The sequence below is a fragment of the Testudinibacter sp. TW-1 genome (assembly GCF_050613185.1).
GTDB lineage: Bacteria > Pseudomonadota > Gammaproteobacteria > Enterobacterales > Pasteurellaceae > Chelonobacter.
The window spans coordinates 2,047,864-2,067,425 of record NZ_CP192511.1 but is presented as its reverse complement, the minus strand read 5'-3'; the positions used below and the strand labels follow the sequence as shown (position 1 = coordinate 2,067,425).

The 19,562-nt window shown below is 47.6% G+C and carries 19 protein-coding genes; 5 read left to right on the top strand and 14 right to left on the bottom strand.

Annotated elements, in window-relative coordinates:
• Nucleotides 1–39 precede the first annotated feature (39 nt).
• Both ACQ31U_RS09905 and ACQ31U_RS09900 read right to left on the bottom strand, forming a co-directional pair.
• Nucleotides 40–1,701 (bottom strand): bifunctional metallophosphatase/5'-nucleotidase, encoded by a 1,662-nt coding sequence (locus ACQ31U_RS09905; protein WP_431051623.1) that lies wholly within the window; start codon nucleotides 1,699–1,701, stop codon nucleotides 40–42.
• A gap of 92 nt (nucleotides 1,702–1,793) precedes the next feature.
• Complete coding sequence (locus ACQ31U_RS09900) at nucleotides 1,794–2,771, bottom strand: oxidoreductase (RefSeq protein ID WP_431051621.1); 978 nt, start codon at nucleotides 2,769–2,771, stop codon at nucleotides 1,794–1,796.
• A 102-nt stretch (nucleotides 2,772–2,873) separates the two neighbouring features.
• On the opposite strand from ACQ31U_RS09900, the gene ybaK reads away from it, so the two are divergent.
• On the top strand, nucleotides 2,874–3,350 hold the full coding sequence (gene ybaK / locus ACQ31U_RS09895; RefSeq protein WP_431051619.1) for a Cys-tRNA(Pro) deacylase: 477 nt from the start codon (nucleotides 2,874–2,876) through the stop codon (nucleotides 3,348–3,350).
• 550 nt (nucleotides 3,351–3,900) lie between these two features.
• Here ybaK and ACQ31U_RS09890 read toward each other — a convergent pair.
• From ACQ31U_RS09890 to ACQ31U_RS09865, 6 genes are all read right to left on the bottom strand, one after another.
• Nucleotides 3,901–4,662 carry a lysophospholipid acyltransferase family protein gene (locus ACQ31U_RS09890; protein ID WP_431051616.1) on the bottom strand — a complete coding sequence of 254 codons (762 nt, stop codon included), beginning with the start codon at nucleotides 4,660–4,662 and terminating at the stop codon, nucleotides 3,901–3,903.
• A gap of 29 nt (nucleotides 4,663–4,691) precedes the next feature.
• Nucleotides 4,692–5,444, bottom strand: a complete 753-nt coding sequence (locus ACQ31U_RS09885; RefSeq protein WP_431051614.1) for a GNAT family N-acetyltransferase — start codon at nucleotides 5,442–5,444, stop codon at nucleotides 4,692–4,694.
• Nucleotides 5,445–5,509: 65 nt separating this feature from the next.
• Nucleotides 5,510–6,766 (bottom strand): FtsX-like permease family protein, encoded by a 1,257-nt coding sequence (locus ACQ31U_RS09880; protein ID WP_431051612.1) that lies wholly within the window; start codon nucleotides 6,764–6,766, stop codon nucleotides 5,510–5,512.
• On the bottom strand, nucleotides 6,760–7,446 hold the full coding sequence (locus ACQ31U_RS09875) for an ABC transporter ATP-binding protein (RefSeq protein ID WP_431051610.1): 687 nt from the start codon (nucleotides 7,444–7,446) through the stop codon (nucleotides 6,760–6,762). Before ACQ31U_RS09875 ends, ACQ31U_RS09880 begins: the two co-directional genes overlap by 7 nt.
• 23 nt (nucleotides 7,447–7,469) lie before the next feature.
• Entirely contained in the window at nucleotides 7,470–7,886 is a 417-nt protein-coding gene (locus ACQ31U_RS09870; RefSeq protein ID WP_431051608.1) for a hypothetical protein, read from the bottom strand.
• 121 nt (nucleotides 7,887–8,007) lie between these two features.
• Nucleotides 8,008–9,753, bottom strand: coding sequence for an alkaline phosphatase (locus tag ACQ31U_RS09865; RefSeq protein ID WP_431051606.1), 1,746 nt, complete (start codon nucleotides 9,751–9,753; stop codon nucleotides 8,008–8,010).
• 236 nt (nucleotides 9,754–9,989) lie between these two features.
• On the opposite strand from ACQ31U_RS09865, the gene ACQ31U_RS09860 reads away from it, so the two are divergent.
• Complete coding sequence (locus ACQ31U_RS09860) at nucleotides 9,990–10,157, top strand: hypothetical protein (RefSeq protein ID WP_431051604.1); 168 nt, start codon at nucleotides 9,990–9,992, stop codon at nucleotides 10,155–10,157.
• A gap of 27 nt (nucleotides 10,158–10,184) precedes the next feature.
• On the opposite strand, the gene ftsH is transcribed toward ACQ31U_RS09860, so the two are convergent.
• Both ftsH and rlmE read right to left on the bottom strand, forming a co-directional pair.
• A complete protein-coding gene (ftsH, locus tag ACQ31U_RS09855) occupies nucleotides 10,185–12,107 on the bottom strand; it encodes an ATP-dependent zinc metalloprotease FtsH (protein WP_431051602.1) in 1,923 nt (640 codons plus the stop codon).
• A 61-nt stretch (nucleotides 12,108–12,168) separates the two neighbouring features.
• The gene (gene rlmE, locus ACQ31U_RS09850) at nucleotides 12,169–12,798 is read right to left on the bottom strand and encodes a 23S rRNA (uridine(2552)-2'-O)-methyltransferase RlmE (RefSeq protein ID WP_431051600.1); all 630 of its coding nucleotides are present in this window, start codon (nucleotides 12,796–12,798) and stop codon (nucleotides 12,169–12,171) included.
• A 139-nt stretch (nucleotides 12,799–12,937) separates the two neighbouring features.
• On the opposite strand from rlmE, the gene yhbY reads away from it, so the two are divergent.
• Nucleotides 12,938–13,237 (top strand): ribosome assembly RNA-binding protein YhbY, encoded by a 300-nt coding sequence (gene yhbY / locus ACQ31U_RS09845; RefSeq protein ID WP_431051599.1) that lies wholly within the window; start codon nucleotides 12,938–12,940, stop codon nucleotides 13,235–13,237.
• Nucleotides 13,238–13,264: 27 nt separating this feature from the next.
• Here yhbY and greA read toward each other — a convergent pair whose 3' ends face one another.
• Entirely contained in the window at nucleotides 13,265–13,744 is a 480-nt protein-coding gene (greA, locus tag ACQ31U_RS09840) for a transcription elongation factor GreA (RefSeq protein ID WP_431051597.1), read from the bottom strand.
• A gap of 221 nt (nucleotides 13,745–13,965) precedes the next feature.
• On the opposite strand from greA, the gene dacB reads away from it, so the two are divergent.
• Nucleotides 13,966–15,414: a serine-type D-Ala-D-Ala carboxypeptidase gene (dacB, locus tag ACQ31U_RS09835; RefSeq protein WP_431051595.1), complete on the top strand. Its 1,449-nt coding sequence runs from the start codon at nucleotides 13,966–13,968 to the stop codon at nucleotides 15,412–15,414.
• Nucleotides 15,415–15,455: 41 nt separating this feature from the next.
• Nucleotides 15,456–15,953: a thiol peroxidase gene (gene tpx / locus ACQ31U_RS09830; protein WP_431051593.1), complete on the top strand. Its 498-nt coding sequence runs from the start codon at nucleotides 15,456–15,458 to the stop codon at nucleotides 15,951–15,953.
• A gap of 32 nt (nucleotides 15,954–15,985) precedes the next feature.
• On the opposite strand, the gene rnd is transcribed toward tpx, so the two are convergent.
• From rnd to ACQ31U_RS09815, 3 genes are all read right to left on the bottom strand, one after another.
• Nucleotides 15,986–17,122 carry a ribonuclease D gene (gene rnd, locus ACQ31U_RS09825; RefSeq protein WP_431051591.1) on the bottom strand — a complete coding sequence of 379 codons (1,137 nt, stop codon included), beginning with the start codon at nucleotides 17,120–17,122 and terminating at the stop codon, nucleotides 15,986–15,988.
• 153 nt (nucleotides 17,123–17,275) lie between these two features.
• Nucleotides 17,276–18,961 (bottom strand): long-chain-fatty-acid--CoA ligase FadD, encoded by a 1,686-nt coding sequence (gene fadD / locus ACQ31U_RS09820; protein WP_431051589.1) that lies wholly within the window; start codon nucleotides 18,959–18,961, stop codon nucleotides 17,276–17,278.
• 44 nt (nucleotides 18,962–19,005) lie between these two features.
• Nucleotides 19,006–19,554 (bottom strand): Slp family lipoprotein, encoded by a 549-nt coding sequence (locus tag ACQ31U_RS09815; RefSeq protein ID WP_431051587.1) that lies wholly within the window; start codon nucleotides 19,552–19,554, stop codon nucleotides 19,006–19,008.
• Nucleotides 19,555–19,562 lie beyond the last annotated feature (8 nt).

Here is a 19,562-nt window from a genome sequence, read left to right as displayed (position 1 = left end):
TTTGCTCGAACCGTACTTTAAAAATAAACCGGGATTATCTTACTTTAACCCGATAATCCGCCAACGGTTATGTGACAAACCGTCGATTTTACCTTGCTTCACCTGGGTAATATAGTCGATTATCATGTTTTGGATGGTACCAGCTTCGCTGCCTAAAGCCACTTTCGACTCCCATAACACCGGAATGGTCTGTTCTGCAAATATTCCGCCTACTTTGCTGAGTTGCCCAAAACGGTAGGAGTTCATACCGACTTTTAATTTGAGTTCATCCGTCACCGGGCGCCCATCAGCCAAGGTGAGATTCACAATTTTATGTCCGCTGGGCCGAGTTAAATCAATGTTATAGTTCACCCCGCCAAAAATATCGAAGGTCACATATTTGGACTTACCACGCACTGGATCATAACGATAAGCCGTATCACCTGCTTCAATTGTATTAAAATAGTCCGCTGACCACTCCATATACTGCTTCAACTGTTTGCCGCTTAACTCGTACACCGTCACATCGCCACCGGCATAACGATAATTAAAGATGATGTCTTTTTTCTTAATCTGCCCTTTATCCAAACGTACCGTTTCATGATCGAAGGCAAAGGAAACCACATCGGCTTTGCTGTAATGTAATTCGACATCGGTAATCAGCGACGATAAACCGGTGTCTTGTGAAAAAGCAACGGATACACCGTGATTTTTCTGTTGTAAAACCATGTCATTTGCGGTTTCACCTATCACTACATTATTCAAACGTCTTAATTCGTCGTGATAAGGCTGGTAAATGCTGACGATTTCAGGATCTGCAGCCAGCGTTTTTACCGGCACCGTTGTTGCTGTTTTTGACAACAGTTTCACCTGCTGTTTTTCATCCACATCAAAGGTTAAATCCACTTCAGAAACCACTGTACCGTAACGGTGTGGCTCGGTGATTAACACATTATTGATGGTTTCGCCGGGTATATTTTGGTGCATATGCCCGGCAATAATCACATCAATCCCCTCAACCGCATTGATCAGATCGCTAACACCGGTTCCGGCAATGTTGTTTTCATTCTCAATCCCCATATGGGCAATCACAATAATCGCATTAACATCTTGCGCTTTTAATACGGCAATTTGCCGTTTGGTTTCTTCAATCGGTGAGCTGAATTTCATTGCTTTTAGATGTCCGGTGTCCTTTTCGAAGATCTCCGACATTGGCGTGGTCAAACCGATAATTCCCAGTTTCACCCCGCCTTTTTCAATGATTGTGGAGGGAGCCAAATAGCGATCACCCGATTGATGATAGAAATTAGCAGTAATTTTTTGTGCCTGAATATCTTGCAAAATGGCATCCAGTGCCGGCATACCAAAATTAAACTCATGATTTCCCAAAACAAAAATATCATAATTCATAGCATTTAATACTTTGGGAATCGGATTGTCTTGATAGTATTGCGCTGTTTTGGCAAACACTTCCACTTGGTTATCCTGAATCGCATCACCAACATCAATCAAAATTACATTATCATGCTGCTGTCTCACCCCCTTCACATAACTTGCAATCTGGGCATAAGAACCCGATAGATCCTCAATATCTGCGCCATAACTCCACGGCACCACTCGTCCGTGCACATCGGACGTTCCCAGCAGTTTAATATTAACCTCTTTGGCGGCTACACCAGCTGCTATTGATAGCAGCAATAACCCACCTATTACTTTACGCATGTTGGACTCCTTTCATTGTTATATTTTATTATTTTTCATTTATCATGCATTCCAGTTGGCAAGCCTCGCCAAACCAAATTGCATTGATTCTGTTAATAACCCTGCAAATACGCGGTTTCCGCCAGTCGCACGCCGAGCAGCGCCAAGCTGAAACGCTGTTCGTCGCATACCGACCAGAACTGAATGCCGTTTTCCAACGCCTGCACATCGCTTATGTGAATCTGATCCTGTTCTTGATACTGTTCGCCGTTAATCACCGGTGTCACAAGTTGATCATGATGTACGGCTATTAAGGCATTTTGCTGCCAAGCCTGCTGCCATTGCTCCACATCGGTTTGGTAATCGGAAAGTGCGGTCACTTGCTGCCCCAGTCCGTAAAAAACCGCACTTTGCAGTTGATGAATCACCAACTGGATTTCGCTGTTCGGTAGGATTTTTTGGAATTGCTGCACTAAACGATCCGCACTGTGTAATTTAAACGGTGCGATATCAAACGCCAAGCGTTGTTCGCCTTCGTCCAACGGAATACCGTTCAGTAAACGCGCAGTCTGCCCTGCCAGTTTTTTCACTTGCTCGGCATTGACATACGAGGCAGGTAACATTGAACTGACCAGCAGCCGATTAATGTCGCCCTGTGCCAAGATTTCACCGGCACTCAGCAACAACTGGCTGATTTGCGGATCGGCAAGGGCGACAATATTGCGGTTACGCAGTTCTGCCAATTGCCCGTCATTAAAACCCGGTACAAGCAACGGCACATCTTGCAACGCAGCGCACACGCCGTTAAGATCAATCACCACACAGCCGCTGTCCGCCGCTTGCGCCACATACGCTGCGTGTTTGGCTTCACCGGCGAAAAACAGATATTGCTTATCCGTCCAGTCAATCTCTTCGATATTTTGCTGTTCCACCGCGCGATTGTTAAAACGCAAACCTTGCTCTTCGTTAAACGGATAAATCTCGGCGACACTCAATTTTGCCGTCGGTAATGCACTTTGTTCCAATAATTCGGCGATTTTTTCCGCCAATTCAAATTCCGCCGCCACGACAATATTTAAACTTGTCTGCATTTTTTTCTTTGCCTCTCTAGGGTACAATTCTTGGATTAAGTAAACGGCGCAATTCTACCGAATTTCGTTGCATAAGTCTGTAAAAGAATCGCGAGACCACTGATGACACCGGCAATCAATTATCTGAAAAAACAAAAAATTCCATATACGATCCACAGCTACGAGCACGATCCCAATATCACCGACTTCGGGCAAGAAGCGGCGGAAAAATTGGGGCTCAACCCCGATCAAACCTATAAAACCCTATTGGTGGCAATCAACGGCGATCAGAAAAAACTGGCGGTGATGGTGATTCCGGTATCGCACAAACTCAGCCTGAAAAAAGCCGCCAAAGCGTTACAAGTAAAAAAAATCGAGATGGCGGACATCGACGCGGCACAAAAATCCTCCGGCTATCTGGTCGGCGGAATCAGCCCGATCGGGCAGAAAAAAGCCCTGCCGACCTTTATCGATCAAAGTGCGGTTGAATGGGAGAGAATCTACGTCTCCGGCGGCAAACGCGGTTTAGACATTGCCTTGACCGCACAGGATTTGGCACAAGCGACCAAAGGGGAATTTGCGGAGTTGAAGGATGAGTGAAGCAAAACATTATTTCCTGCTCTCACAAAAAGAAAAAAACAAACTATATTGAAGAAACCTCCGTTTCCTTCTCCCTTGATGGGAGAAGGTGCCCGATAGGGCGGATGAGGGTGAAATAAAATGATAATTTTGTCCCCTCATCCTGATTATCGCTTCTGAACGAAGCGATAATCTGTCCTTCTCCCACAGGAGGAGAAGGAATTCTACCGACTTTTATCGATCAAAGTGCGGTTGAATGGGAGAGAATCTACGTCTCCGGCGGCAAACGCGGTTTAGACATTGCCTTGACCGCACAGGATTTGGCACAAGCGACCAAAGGGGAATTTGCGGAGTTGAGGGATGAGTGAAGCAAAACATTATTTCCTGCTCTCACAAAAAGAAAAAAACAAACTATATTGAAGAAACCTCCGTTCCCTTCTCCCTTGATGGGAGAAGGTTCCCGATAGGGCGGATGAGGATGAAATAAAATGATAATTTTGTCCCCTCATCCTGATTATCGCTTCTGAACGAAGCGATAATCTGTCCTTCTCCCACAGGGAGAGAAGGAATTCTACCGACTCCGCTCCAACGCTTTCGCCAGTTCGGTTGCCAACATTTGTTGGATACGATCGGCGAGATCGCGCCGGTCTTTATCGGTGGCGTCAATTGCTTCAAAGAAACGGAGTTCAATCACGCCGCGTTTTTGGGCGGCAAGATCTTTGAGGGATTGCACTAAGCTGATGTCGCCGTAATATGCCATCGTATGATTTGCACCACCGTTTTCTGCCGGGTAGAAGCACAGCACAGGCCAAACCTTACTTTCGGCGTCAATTGCGGCTTGGAAAAAGCTGCTTTTGAACGGTAACACTTGTTCGCCGTTGGTCGAGGTGCCTTCCGGAAACAGGGTGATTTGTGCGCCGTTACGCAATGCCGCCGCGACGTTATCGACTTTGCCCTGTGTACTGCCGTTGCCGCGTTGGCGGGAAACAAACACCGTGTTCGCTTGTGCTGCCAAATAACCGATAATCGGCCATTTGCGCACATCCTCTTTGGCAATAAATTGCCCCGGCAACACGGCGTTGATCGCAAAAATATCCAACCAAGAAACATGGTTGGAGATGAACATTGTACCTTTCACTTGTGACAAGTGCGGTACGTTGTGGACATTAACCCGAATATTAAACACCCGCAAAATATGTTGTGACCAGCGCTGAATCCGCGCTAATTTTTGTTCCGGGGTACACCAGCGGAACAACACCAACATTTGAAATACACCGCTCAGTAAAAAATAGGCGATTCTCACTAATCGCCAAAAAGTAACCAAAGATCGCATAAACCGCCTTTTCTTGTTCTAAGCTGGGATTAACGACAGAAATGTTTTAAATAACGCTCGTCAAGACGGGTGATCGGCATCATGATCAACACATCCGCCGAGTTGAAATCCGGATCCCAAGCCGGTTCGCCGCAAATATAAGCCCCTGCGCGCAAATAGCCTTTGATTAAGGCAGGTGTTGACACTTCAAGATCTTGTTTTAATTTATCCAGTTGTACCGGCACATGCGGAAACACACGATATTCCAACGGAGAAAGGTATTTTTTCTCCAGTTTACGATACAGACTGGCTGCCATGTGTCCGCCGTCGCTCATGCTGATACTGCCGCAGCCGATCATGTAAGACAGGTTTTCCAAATGCATAAACTTGATTAACCCCGACCATAACAACATCACTACGCCGCCGTTACGGTAATCCTTATGCACACAAGCACGCCCCAATTCGACGGTGCGATCCAAAATATGCTCAATTCGGCTGAGGTCGAACTCGCCGGCGCTATACCAGCCGCCGACTTTGCGTGCACCGTCAACGGTCAACAAGCGATAGCAACCGACCACTTTGCCGTTATCTTCATCGCGTACGATTAAATGCCGGCAATGTTCATCATATTTATCAATATCTAAGCCGTTGACACTGTTGATTTTTGCGCCCATTTCCAACGCAAAAATCTCATAACGTAAGCGTTGTGCGTCTTCAATTTCGGCTTGAGTCGACGCCAGTGTCACAACCAAACGTTGGTTGTCAATAACACTATGTTGTTCTATATGGTGCTGCTGCAACACAGATTCTCCTTACCCCAAATTGTGTCTTTTCTGTTCTCTAACTTATAATTTAGGGCGTTATCATATCATTCTTGCGTGTTTCTTAAAACATTTATTGGCGATTGGCGGTAAAGCAACAACGACGGCAACAGCGCAATCAGAATCGCAAAAATAAAATTGAACAGGATAAAACGGAACTCTTCTTCGCCCAAACGTACCGGCAGCACAAAACCGCTTTGCAGGCTGAGATGTTGCGAAATCAGTTGTGCCGCAATATAGCCGATAACTACGCCCAACAGCATTGCCAGCGCAATCATCGCGATCAGGGCAAACCAAATCAATAAGAAAATCTTGGCGCGCGGCGCCCCGAAAATCCGCCATGCCGCCACCTGCTTTTGCCGGTTTTGCAGGTAAAGCACGATAATCATCAAAAGTGCGGTTGCCACCAGCGCTTGGGTCACAATCGACACCCACAGCAGCACCTCTTTGCTGTCGCCTAACACACCGTACACCCGCACCAGCACTTCCGCCGGAAATACGGCTTGGGTGGTTTCGGTTTTATACTGGCTGCGCAATTGATAAGCGCCGGCAAAACTTTGTGGCTTAATCACCACCGCTGATACGCCCAGCTCTTCAATCGCATGGTCGTGATCGTGATCATGGTCGTGTTCATCGACATAGCCCGGCGGTCCGTCGTGTTCATGAGCGTGGTGATCATGATCGTGGTCGTGATGTTGATGTACGTCCCAAACGCTGGTGATCGGCACTAATAAGGCTTTATCCCAAACACTGCCCTCTTCCGGCAAAATGCCGACCACACGATACTCCACGTCATCATGGGCATGATGATTGCTTTCCCCCAACTGTCCGTGCATCGGGCTGAAACTGTCGCCGATCGCCAAACCGCTCTTTGCCCCGACCACCGCTTCATAATCTTTTTCGAACGTCCGCCCGGCGGCAAGTTGCCGTTCGCCGCCGTCAAGCACAAGTGCGGTATTGGTACCGACAATCGGCATATTTTGATAATAGTCGCCGAATGCCAACGGTGCCGCCCAATCGACCTGCGGATTGGCTTCGATCGCCTTAAAAACCGCCGTATCCAGCAGGTTTAACGGCGACGGTTGTAAAAACACGGTGCTCAGCACCAATTGCACTTCACTGCCCGGCGCACCGACAACCAAATCAAAACGATCCGCCGCTTGCGCACTGCCTTCGCGCAAAGCACGTTCCTGTAAACTGACGGTAATGCTCAATGCGGTGGAAAGGGCAATCAGAAAAATAATCATCAGGCTGCCGAATTTGCGCTTTTTAAAGTCAAGCAACAACAGTTTTAGCATTAACATACTTGCGCTCCTTTTTGCTGATCCGAGACAATAACCCCGTTTTGCAGCAACAGCCGGCGTTGCAGCTGTTCGGATAAAAAACGATCATGGGTCGCCACCAGCAAGGTACAGCGCTCTTTTTCGCTGATTTCCAATAATAAACGGGCAATATTGCGACTGTTTTCCGCGTCCAGACTGGCGGTCGGCTCGTCGGCGATAATCACCTTCGGCTTGGCAAGCAGGGCGCGGGCAATCGCCACCCGCTGCATTTCGCCGCGCGACAGTTGCGACACATCGGTGTTTAAACGCGGCATATTCATTTCGCCCAACAAATATTCCGCCCGTTGTTTGATCTCAACCGGAACCGTCCAATTACGGAAAGCGAACGGTAGCAACACATTTTCCAGCGCGGTCAAACCGCCGGTTAAATAAAAATCCTGCATCACCATGCCGATATGTTCAAACCGCCAAGTATCGCAGGCGGTAGCGGAAAGTGCGGTCAGCTCTTGTCCTTGCCATTGCACCGAGCCGTGAGTCGGTTTCAATAAGCCGCTGATTATATTTAAAAAAGTGCTTTTGCCACAGCCGGAAGGCCCCATTACGGCAACCTGTTGTGCCGTGGGCACGGATAATTGTCCAATGGCTAAAATCGGCTGCGGCAATGCCGGAATGTTGACGGTCAACTCCTTGATTTCTAACATTTGATCTCCTGCCAAGCTAATATTTATAATTTCTTGAATCTGGCGTTGGTAATGCGTAACAAGCTGACAAATCCCGTTTCCGGATCCGTCCACGAGCCGTATTCCAATTTGCCGGTGACGTTAATCATCGCATTATTTTGTACAAAGGGTTGTTTTTTATCCAAATACACCACAACGATGTCGGAAGGCCAATCCGCATCGGACGAGCAGAACGGGCAAAGTGCCATCGGCGCTTTGGTCAGCACGAAAAACTGCGCATCGGCTTTCAACGGCGGCGCCATAAATCCGTTCATATCAACCGTCTGATCTTTCAGGCTTTTGACTTTTTCGGAAAATTCCATGCCCAACACCGAGATTTTGTCGTACAGTTCATCGAATGTCAGTGCGGTGGAGGCATAGGACGGCAGGGTGAACAGGGACAGGGCAATCGTGAAAAACATCGGTTTTACCCCACGTAACCGTAACCGACATAACCTGAACCGACACAACTTTAACCAGTAGAAGAAAAAGAGCGGGGTTTCCCCCGCTTGATTACATCGAATCATATGCGCTGATATTCCCTTACTTATTCGCGGAATTGATCGCCAAGCTATCCACAATCACTTTATAAATATCCGAGTTTTCCATATAGCCTTTGATCGCTTCCGAACCCGGACCTTGCGCTTGAATGACGATATCGTCAATGGCGTGCACACCGGTCGATTCGCTTTTCGGCAGGATACCGGTGCGCAATACCGCCCCCGGAATATCTTTATAAGCTTCGTTGGCAACATATTGGTCTTTCTCGTTTTTCAACGCCGGTACGAATTGACCGTCCAGTTTCGGGCGGAACGTTTCGTAGTAGTCAGGATAGTTGTTGAAGAACACCGCCAGACGTTTGCTGACATCCAGTTTGTCCGGATAGCCGTCGCCGTTTTTATCTTCATAGTTCGGATAACCGGCTGCGGCATACACGCCCACTTTCTCACGCATTTCATCGCCCGGTTTCTCATCGTCAACCGTACCGATCAGCGAGATCCCGTGGGTATGGTCACCGGTGACGATAATCAAAGTATCCGGATTTTTCTCAGCAAATTCCTGTGCGATTGCAATGGACTGATCCATCATGATGGTGCTCATAATCGCACGTTCCCAATCCAACGGGTGCGAGGCTTTGTCGATTAATGAAGATTCCACCACTAATACGAAACCTTCCGGATTTTGCGACAACACATCAAGTGCGGTTTTGGTCATGGTGGTCAAATCCGGTTGATCCGGGAATTTTTTGGTGACGCCGTTATCGGTCAGGAAACGACGGTCTAACACGGTATCCATATTGCCGGTATGGAACAAGCCCAATAATTGTTTAGTGCCTTGCGGAATTGAGGTCAACTCGGTGTTGTTGGTCACCAAATGATAACCGTCGTTTTTGAACATATCGATGTAATTCAAATCATCTTTACGTTTTGAACCCGGTATGCTTTTCGGCAGGAAATAAGCCGAGCCGCCGCCCATGATCACATCCGGTTTCACATCATGGAACATACCGGTGATTTTATCTTTATCGGCACGACGGCGTGTGTGTGCCACAACTGCCGCCGGGGTTGCGTCTTGCACTTCGGAATCGGTAACCACGCCCACGCTTTTGTTGGTTTTACGTTTGATTAACTCGCCCAGCGTTTCTTGTTTCGGGTGGTTTAAATTGTCTGCCGAACGGCTGACATACACGCCCAAGGCATTGATCGCCGATTTATGTCCGGTCATATACGCACTCATGGTATTGGCGCTGTCCGCCGTGATCGCGTCGGTACTGGATGTGCCGATAAAACCGGTTACCGGGAGGCTGTCCATCGCCAATCGGCCATCGGCTTTACCTTCGGTGACGCCTTTGGATAAGATCCGTGCGCCGGTACGGTGAGCGACGGACAAACCGTCACCCAAGAAGAAAATTATGTTTTTCGCTTTTGCCACATCCGGCGTTTGATACACCGTCCAGTTAACCGCACTTTCTTTACCATTTGCTTTGGCTTCGACTTTATAGTCGCCGGCAGCTTGAATACTGACATTGCGTAACCATAACGCCGAAACGTCTTTGCCGTCTTCTTTTTCGACAAACTCAACGTTGCTGCTGCCTAATACGTCTTTGAAGTCTTTGCCGTTGATTAAAATGCTAATTTGATCCGGATTAACGATTTCATCAAATTCCACTTTGAAATCAAATTTCCCGTCTGCCATCATGGTGGCGCGGTCAATCGGATAAATCGTCTGTGCGACCGCACTTAACGGCAAGGCTGCTACCATCAATGGTAATAGGTAACGTAACTTCATTTTTGTCTCCTAATGTTTATATAGTAATAAATGCTCACTGAAATAATTAGTTTGCTTCGCACACACTATACAAAAGAAATATTACAGGAATATGACAACCGGGGATTTAAATGCCGCTATTTCGCTATCTTTGCTTTCAGCCGTAATGATGACGTGCTAATCACATTTGCCGTGGCGCTGTTCGGCTTGGGAGCGGCGGTGTCTCACCTGCAAATTTTCGCCTTTGCCCGAATACGATGAATGCAATCAAAAAAGCCGCCGGCTTAGAAATGCCAATTATGCCGCCCGCGGCGCTATATCCGCAAAAACGCTTAGTCCAGTTTGCAATCGCCTGTCGGTTGCCGTTTTATCTCGGCTTATTGATTTTGCCTGCTATAACAAAAAACCTGCCAATTGAAAATTGACAGGTTTTTGTTTGTTCAAGCAAGAAATTACTCTTTATCTTTGCTTTGCGGATTATCACTATCCTGATCGGAAATCACTTCTTCTTCCAATTCATTCTCTGCTTGCTTATTCTGCGCTTCCGCCTTCGGCGCTTCGCCTTCCCAACCCGGTGGCGGCGTTACATCACGGCGTTGCATTAACTGTTCGATTTGCTCTTCTTCAATCGTTTCATATTTCATCAATGCGTCTTTCATTGCGTGTAAAATATCCATATTTTCCAGCAACAATTGGCGTGCGCGTTTGTAATTGCGATCCACAATTTGGCGCACTTCTTCATCAATTAAATGTGCCGTTTCGTCCGACATATGTTTGGCTTTCGCCATCGAACGTCCTAAGAACACTTCGCCCTCGTCTTCCGAATATAGGATAGGCCCTAATTTATCGGAGAAGCCCCATTCGGTCACCATCTTGCGCGCAATATTGGTCGCCACTTTAATATCGTTCGAGGCACCGGTGGAAATGTTGTCTTCGCCGTAAATCAAATCTTCCGCTAATCGCCCTGCATACAAGGTCGAAAGTTTACTTTCTAATTGTTTATGGCTAATGCTGACTTGATCGCCTTCCGGCAAGAAAAAGGTCACGCCCAATGCACGCCCGCGCGGAATAATCGTCACTTTATGCACCGGATCGTGTTCCGGCACCAAATAACCGACAATCGCGTGCCCCGCTTCATGATAAGCGGTCGATTCTTTTTGTTTCTCGGTCATAATCATGGTCCGGCGTTCCGGCCCCATGTTGATTTTGTCTTTGGCTTTTTCAAATTCGACCATGGTCACAATGCGTTTGTTGGTGCGTGCGGCAAACAATGCCGCTTCATTGACCAAGTTCGCCAAATCCGCACCGGAATAACCCGGCGTACCGCGCGCAATCACCATCGGATCGACATCCGGTGAAATCGGCACTTTACGCATATGCACTTTCAGAATATGCTCGCGTCCGCGTACATCCGGCAAGCCGACCGTGACTTGACGGTCAAAACGTCCCGGACGGGTCAATGCCGGATCGAGTACGTCAGGGCGGTTAGTTGCCGCAATCACGATCACGCCGGAATTGCCCTCAAAGCCGTCCATTTCCACCAACATTTGGTTTAAGGTTTGTTCGCGCTCATCATGACCGCCGCCCAAACCGGCGCCACGTTGGCGACCGACCGCATCAATCTCATCAATAAAGATCAAACAAGGTGCGGCTTTTTTCGCTTGTTCGAACATATCGCGCACCCGTGATGCGCCGACCCCGACAAACATTTCCACAAAGTCCGAACCGGAAATGGTAAAAAACGGTACTTTGGCTTCCCCGGCAATCGCTTTTGCCAGTAAGGTTTTACCCGTTCCCGGCGGTCCGACCATTAAAATTCCTTTTGGAATTTTACCGCCCAACTTCTGGAATTTGCTCGGATCACGCAGGAAGTCAACCACTTCGCCCACTTCTTCTTTCGCTTCATCACAGCCTGCCACATCGGAAAAACGGGTGGTATTTTGTTCTTCGCTCATCATGCGCGCTTTACTTTTGCCGAAGCTCATGGCTTTGCCGCCACCGCCCTGCATTTGGCGCATAAAGAAAATCCATACCCCGATCAACAATAACATCGGGAACCATGAAATCAGGATTTGTGAGAATAAGCCGCGTTTCTCCGGCGGTGTTCCGGAAACTTTGACATTCTTTGTGATTAAATCATCAAGAATTTTGGAATCATAAATCGGCATGACAGTTTGATAACGATCACCGTTATTTTTGGTCACCGTGATTTGACTGTCTTCAAAACGTGCTTCCGTCACCTGATTATTGCCGACATCACTCACAAAAGTGGTGTAATCCACTCCGCCGCGCGCATCAGGATCCGCATTAAAACTTTGAAACACGGACATCAGAATCACACCGATCACCGTCCACAAAATCAGATTTTTTATCATGTCGTTCTTCAAGGGCTGACCTCGTTTATTTCCTTGTTTAACAAACCGGTGGCATAGGTTACTATAATTTGTACCCGGTTGCCACAATATATACCTCGCGCGAACGATCACGCGAAGCCTCAGGCTTACGCACTTTGACTACACTGAACAGAGAACGAATCTCTCTCAAATACTCGTCAAAACCTTCCCCCTGAAAAACTTTTACTACAAAACTGCCTTTCGGCGCAAGCACTTGGCGGCACATATCCAATGCCAATTCCACCAGATACATCGCACGCGGAATATCCACCGACGGTACGCCGCTGAAATTCGGCGCCATATCCGACAGCACCACATCCACTTTACCGTCGCCGACACGCTCTAAAAGTGCGGTCAGCACGTTTTCATCGCGGAAATCCCCCTGCAGAAAATCCACCCCGGCAATCGGATCCATATCCAGAATATCGCAGGCAATCACCCGTCCGTTACTGCCGATTTGTTTCACCACATATTGCGACCAACCTCCCGGTGCTGCGCCGAGATCGACCACGGTCATATTCGGTTTGAACAAACGATCCGATTGTTGGATTTCATCCAATTTAAAATAGGCCCGTGAGCGCAATTTTTGTTTATGTGCTTTTTGGACAAAGTGATCTTTAAAGTGTTCATTGAGCCAGCGGGTTGAACTGGCGGAACGTTTTTTCTTTCCCATTTCTATTTCTCTTGCGATAATTACCGACCTTAATCGGCAATTATGTTAATATGGCGTTCAAATTGAGAGATTCAAGGCTAACTAGTCAATTTATTTACTGTTTCTCTCTTGGATTATACCTAATTTAAAAGGATTTTTTATGGCTATCAGCTTAACCACCAAACAAAAACAATATCTGAAAGGCTTGGCGCACAATTTGAAACCGGTTGTGATGCTCGGCGCCAACGGTTTGACGGAGGGCGTCGTTGCCGAAATCGACAATGCCATCAGCCACCATGAGCTGATTAAAGTCAAAATCGCCGGCGCAGAACGCGAAACCAAACAGCTCATTATTGACGCCATTGTGCGCGAAACCGAGGCAAGTGCGGTGCAATTAATCGGGCATACCTTGGTGCTTTATCGTCCGGCGAAAGAACCTGCGATTCGCTTACCAAAATAACAGAAGTGCGGTTTTCACCGCACTTTTTTATGCCTGATACAACACATCCACAATATCAAATTCGACTTTGCCGCCCGGGGTGGTGATAATCGCGTTATCTTCCACTTCCTTACCGATCAAGCCGCGTGCAATCGGCGAATTAACCGAAATCAAACCGCTCTTGATATCCGCTTCATCATCACCGACGATTTTATACTGCACTTCTTCTTCGGTTTCGACGTTCATCAAGACCACCGTCGCGCCAAAAATCACCTTACCGTTATTTTTCATTTTGGTGATGTCGATAATTTGACAATTGGATAATTTGCCTTCGATGTCCTGAATCCGTCCTTCGCAGAAACCTTGCTGCTCACGCGCCGCATGATATTCGGCATTTTCTTTCAAATCGCCGTGCTCGCGCGCCTCGGCAATCGCTTTGATAATTTCCGGACGACGGGTATTTTTCAGGTAATCCAATTCTTCTTTTAGCTTTTCTGCGCCACGCACAGTCATGGGAATTTGTTTCATAAACGCTCACTATTCTATTTTTTATAGACAAAACAAAACCACAGCATAATCATTTATGCTGTAGCAAAAATATCAAATGCAGTCAGAAAGCCACGCTTTACACTGTATGACAATTCGTCCCGAAATAATCGTTTACCTTGCTGACAGATGGCTCTATTATGGACATCTTATAAAAAAAGGCAACCAAAAACACCTGTTCAAACTTCGCATATATCCCTATTATGAAACGATCTTGTTATACCCATCTAAAAAAACTCTCTTTTTCTTTACTCGGATTGGCTTTTCTCTCGCTGCCGGCGCAAGCCAAAGTTGAAATCAGCGACTATCTGCCGCATTTGCCGCTCGGTGCCAGTGTCGGGTTTGTCGCTGAAAATTTGTCGCGGCAGCAAACGATCGCCGACTATAACCAACATATTCTGATGTTGCCCGCCAGCACGCAAAAAGTCTTCACCGCACTTGCCGCCAAACTCACTTTAGGCGATCAGTTTCAATTTAATACCGATTTGGTCAGCCCTGCCAAAATTAGCAACAAAACCCTGCAAGGGGATCTCAGTATCCGTTTCGGCGGTGATCCGACATTAACCAGCGGACAACTTTATCAATTGCTTGCCAAGCTCAAACAACAAGTCGATAACATCAAAGGCAATATCGTACTGGATACCAGTATTTTTAACAGCCATGATCGCGGTTTAGGTTGGATTTGGAACGATTTAACCATGTGCTTCAATGCGCCGCCGTCTGCCGCCAGTATTGACGGCAACTGTTTTTCGGTCGAACTGAATGCCTCGGGTAATGTCGGCAGTGTAGTGCAAGCCACCGTGCCGTCACATTTTCCGGTGCAAGTCTTCAGCCAAGTGCGGATCGTATCCAATCAAGAAGCGGGAAATTGCGCCTTTGATGTGGTCGTCAATGACAACAACCGTTATACCTTAAAAGGCTGTATCGCACGCCAAGCCAAGCCGTTCGGCTTGAGTTTTGCGGTGCAAGATCCCGACAGCTACGCGATTGCGATTATCATGGCGCAATTGAAGCGTTTAGGGATCAACGTCAACGGACACATTATGCTCGCCACCAATCCGACCCAAGGTACGGTGTTGGCGAGCCACCGTTCAAGCGCATTACCGGAACTGGTAAAACGGATGATGAAGCGTTCCGATAACCAAATCGCCGACAGTCTGTTCCGCCGTATCGGTTATCAATACTATAAAAAACCGGTCTCTTTCCAACAAAGTGCCGGCGCCATGCGCCAAATTCTGACCCGTCAAGCCGGAGTGGATTTCGGCAACAGCCAAATCGCCGACGGCTCAGGGCTCTCACGCCAAAATTTAATCAGCCCAAGTGCACTTTTACAAACCTTGAATTACATCAGCGCCAACGATGATAAACTGAATTTGCTGAGCACTTTTCCGATTGCCGCTCATGACGGCACGCTGAGCGGGCGCGGTTCAATGGGCGAAGCACCGCTGGCGAAAAACCTGATCGCCAAAACCGGGGCGCTGAAAGGGGTTTATAATTTAGCCGGATTCATGCACAATGCCAAAGGCGAACGTATTGCGTTCGTACAATTTATCAACGGTTATTCCACCGGCGACTTGGAAAGCAAAACCAAACGCAGCCCGTTAGTGAATTTTGAGAAAAGTGTGTTCACCGCACTTTATCAAGAACCTTAAGTAATAACCGAAACTTATCTGATCATTTAATAGGAGAACATATGGCGAATGTGACATTAGGCGGTAACCCGATTGAAGTGCAAGGCAATTTTCCAACTGCCGGCGAAACCGTTGCGGATTTCAGTTTAGTGAAAAGTGATTTAAGCGAAGCCGCACTTGCCGATTATCAAGGCAAACGCAAAATCCTGAATATTTTTCCAAGTATCGACACCGGCGTCTGCGCCACTTCGGTTCGTAAATTTAACCAACAAGCGGCGGATTTAAACAATACGGTGGTACTGTGTATCTCTGCGGATTTGCCCTTTGCGCAAGCCCGTTTCTGCGGCGCGGAAGGTTTGCAAAATGTGGTCACTTTATCCAGTTTCAGAAACCGCACTTTTGCCGAAAACCTTGGCGTTGCCATCGTGAGTGGTCCGCTGAGTGGGCTGACGGCAAGAGCGGTGATTGTGTTAGATGAAGAAAGTAAGGTACTGCACAGCGAGCTGGTTGCCGAAATCAAACAAGAACCGGATTACGACGCAGCATTAGCGGTGTTGTAATATAAAGTAAGAGACGTCAATAGGCGTCTCTATCATTCGTTCGGTTGAATCCATTGCAGTAAACGTTCGCCATACGGCTTGCGCCAGCCTTGCAACAAACGCGGCAATGACAACGCCTCACGCTCACCGTCTTCGCGCCACGCCCATTTAATCAACTGATGTAACACTTTGCGGCTTGCCAGATTCTCTTTAGCGATTCCCGGCGGGCAAATATCATTAAGTTGCTTTTGCAGGGCTTTCAAGGTGTTTTTATACGCCGGTAACACTGAAATTTGCGCGATCGTCGGCGGATAGTCGGCGCTATCGGTTTTTTGCGCCTGTGCCACTAATTGCAGGATTTTTTTGCCGTGCATACGGATTTCATTCGGATGAAACCCTAAATCCAGCAATTCCGAGGTATGCTTCGGCAAACGCTCCGCCGCTTGAAACAAAGCTTGCTCTTTCACCACAAAATTTAGCGCCAAATCACGTTCAAGTGCGGTTAGGTATCGCCATTTCGCCAATAATTTCAGCGCCATCAAATGTACGCCTTGCAAGCGCCATGCATTGCCAATATTAAGATAGGCTTGTTCGGGATCACTTGTCGCAGTAGCACGTTTCAGCAAAAATTCACACTCTTCACTGACCGCACTTTGCCACTCCGTTTGCGCCAGCTGCTGCGCCATATTTTGGTATAACGGCAATAAATACCACACATCGGCAGCGGCATATTGCCGTTGTAACTCTGATAGTGGACGCGCCAACCAATCGGTGCGCGACGCACCTTTGTCCAGTTCCAATTCAAAATAGTGCGCTATCAGCTTGGCAAAACCGGTCGAATTCTGGAATCCGAGAAAATCCGCCATGATTTGGGTGTCGATCATCGGCTGCGGTTGCCGTTGGAAATAGGTTTGGAACACCTCAAGATCTTCACTGCAAGCGTGCAGGACTTTTAACACATTGTGATCGGTCAAAAGTGCGGTAAACGGCGAAAGATCGTCGATTGCCAACGGATCGATTAAACTCAAGCGCTCACCGTCATATACCTGAATCAAGCCCAGTTTCGGATAAAAAGTGCGGGTGCGGATAAATTCGGTATCCAGCGCCACCGCACTTTTTTGCCGTGCTTGCTCGCAAACGGTTTGCAATTGTTGATTGCTGTTGATCCAGAGATAGTTGAGTGGTTGCATTGGATTGTCTCGGTTGGGAAGAACTGAAAGTCGGGGCGGATGGTATATCCGCCCGAACCGCACTTTACATTTTTCTATTGTGGATTAAATGCTTATACCACACTTCGTAAACGGGCGGATATACCATCCGCCCCGGCTTATATCGCTTACACATTACACCGCCGACCGTTTCGCCAACTCTTCATCACGCACCACGCGGCGCAAAATTTTACCGACATTGCTTTTCGGCAATTCGTCACGGAATTCGATTTCGCGCGGCAATTTATAGCCGGTCAGATGTTCGCGGCAGTGTTTGCGAACTTCATCTTTGGTCAGGGTTTCATCGCGTTTGACCACAAAAATCTTGACCGTCTCGCCGGAATTGGCATCCGGCACGCCGATTGCCACTACTTCCGACACTTTATAATTCAACATCACCACATCTTCGATTTCATTCGGATAAACATTAAAACCGGAGACGATAATCATGTCTTTTTTACGATCAACGATTTTCAGATTTTTATCTTCGCCCATCACCACAATATCGCCGGTGGCAAGCCAACCGTCTTTCAACACCTCCGCGGTCGCCTCAGGTCGCTGCCAATACCCCTGCATAACCTGATCACCTTTCACCCACAACTCGCCGCGTTCGCCAATGGCGGCTTCCGTACCGTCGTCTTTGATAATTTTAATATCGGTATTCGGAATCGGCACCCCGATATTGCCGTTATGTTCGGTGCTATGCGGCGGACAGGCGGCAATTAAGGGCGAACATTCGGTCATACCATAGCCTTCGATAATATTGGTCCCCGTCAGTTTGTGCCAACGATCCGCCACCGCTTGGTTAACCGACATCCCGCCGGCGACCGACAGTTTTAACGCCGAAAAATCCAATTCTCTGAAATTCTCATTGTTTAACAATGCGTTAAACAAAGTATTGACCCCGGTAATCGCCACATACGGGTGGCGGCGCAGTTCTTTGACAAAGCCGTTAATATCGCGCGGATTGGTAATCAACACTCCGGTCAAACCTAATTCGATAAACAACAAGCAGTTGATAATCAAAGCAAAAGCATGATACAACGGCAGCGCAATGATCGCTTCGCGCACCGGTGAATGTTCAATAAACGGATTGGCAACCCAGCGTGCCTGAAAAATATTGGTTAAAATATTCTTATGGCTTAACATTGCCCCTTTTGCCACGCCGGTCGTACCGCCGGTATATTGTAAAAACGCCAAATCTTCGCCGCTCACTTGCGGTTTTACATACTGGCGCATTTTGCCGATACTCAACACTTCGCGAAACGTGACTGCGCCGGGCAATTTATATTTCGGCACCAATTTTTTGATGTATTTCACCACGAAATTGACCAAATTACGTTTACCGAACGACAACTGATCGCCCATGCGGGTCAAAATAACGTGTTTAACCTCCGTTTCCGCCACCACACTTTCAAGCGTAGCGGCAAAATTAGAAACCACCACAATCGCCACCGCGCCGCTGTCTTGCAATTGGTGCTCCAGCTCGCGCGGGGTATACAGCGGATTGACATTCACCACCACCATGCCGGCACGCAGTACGCCGAACAATGCAATCGGATATTGCAATAAATTCGGCATCATCAATGCCACCCGATCGCCTTTTTTCAGTTTTAATACGTTTTGCAAATACGCGGCAAAGGCACGGCTGCGTTCTTCCAGTTTGCGGAAGGTCAGTTCCTTGCCCATATTGATATAAGCCGCTTGATCCGGGCGCTCACGCACCGCATTTTCAAACATTTCCAACAAAGAACGGTATTTATCCGTTTTAATCACGCGCTCCGCGCCTTCCGGATAGTTGTCAAACCAAATTTTTTCCATAGTCATCCTGTTTTATTATTTTTTATTAATGCCGACGAAAGCGGTTATCGGAGTGCAGCCCGCGGTTTCCACATTGGAAAGCCACCGAAAAAATAACCATGCCGCTGCGAATCCCAATAATCAAACCACGCTTCTTCATCATAATAGTATTCAACCACTTGCTGCCAAATGCGATAGTTGTCAGCTTTGACCAGCGGGTAAATATAATCTGCTTGATCTATTTTGCCGCCGAGTTTACCGCTCAATACGCCTTTCACCGTGATATATTGATTGTCTAAGCTAAGCGGATCGACGAAACCGTTTAAAACCGCAATGAAACGCCCGTCGCTATGGCTGTCCAAAACCGGTTTAGCGCTAAACCGATCGATGGTCATACTCAATATTTCAACTTCGGTCGTATTATTTTTCAGTACCGCCGCTTTAATCACCTTGCCGCCCAACCGCACTTGCTGACATTGGCAGTCAAAATCCGCCGTTGCCAATTGCGCATAGCTAATCAAGGTGTTATCACCGCGATCCAAGCCTTGCGGCGCCAGTTGGCAACCGCTTAACATGGCACTGAAGAGAATCGGAATCCAGATAAATTTTTTCATCTTACGCT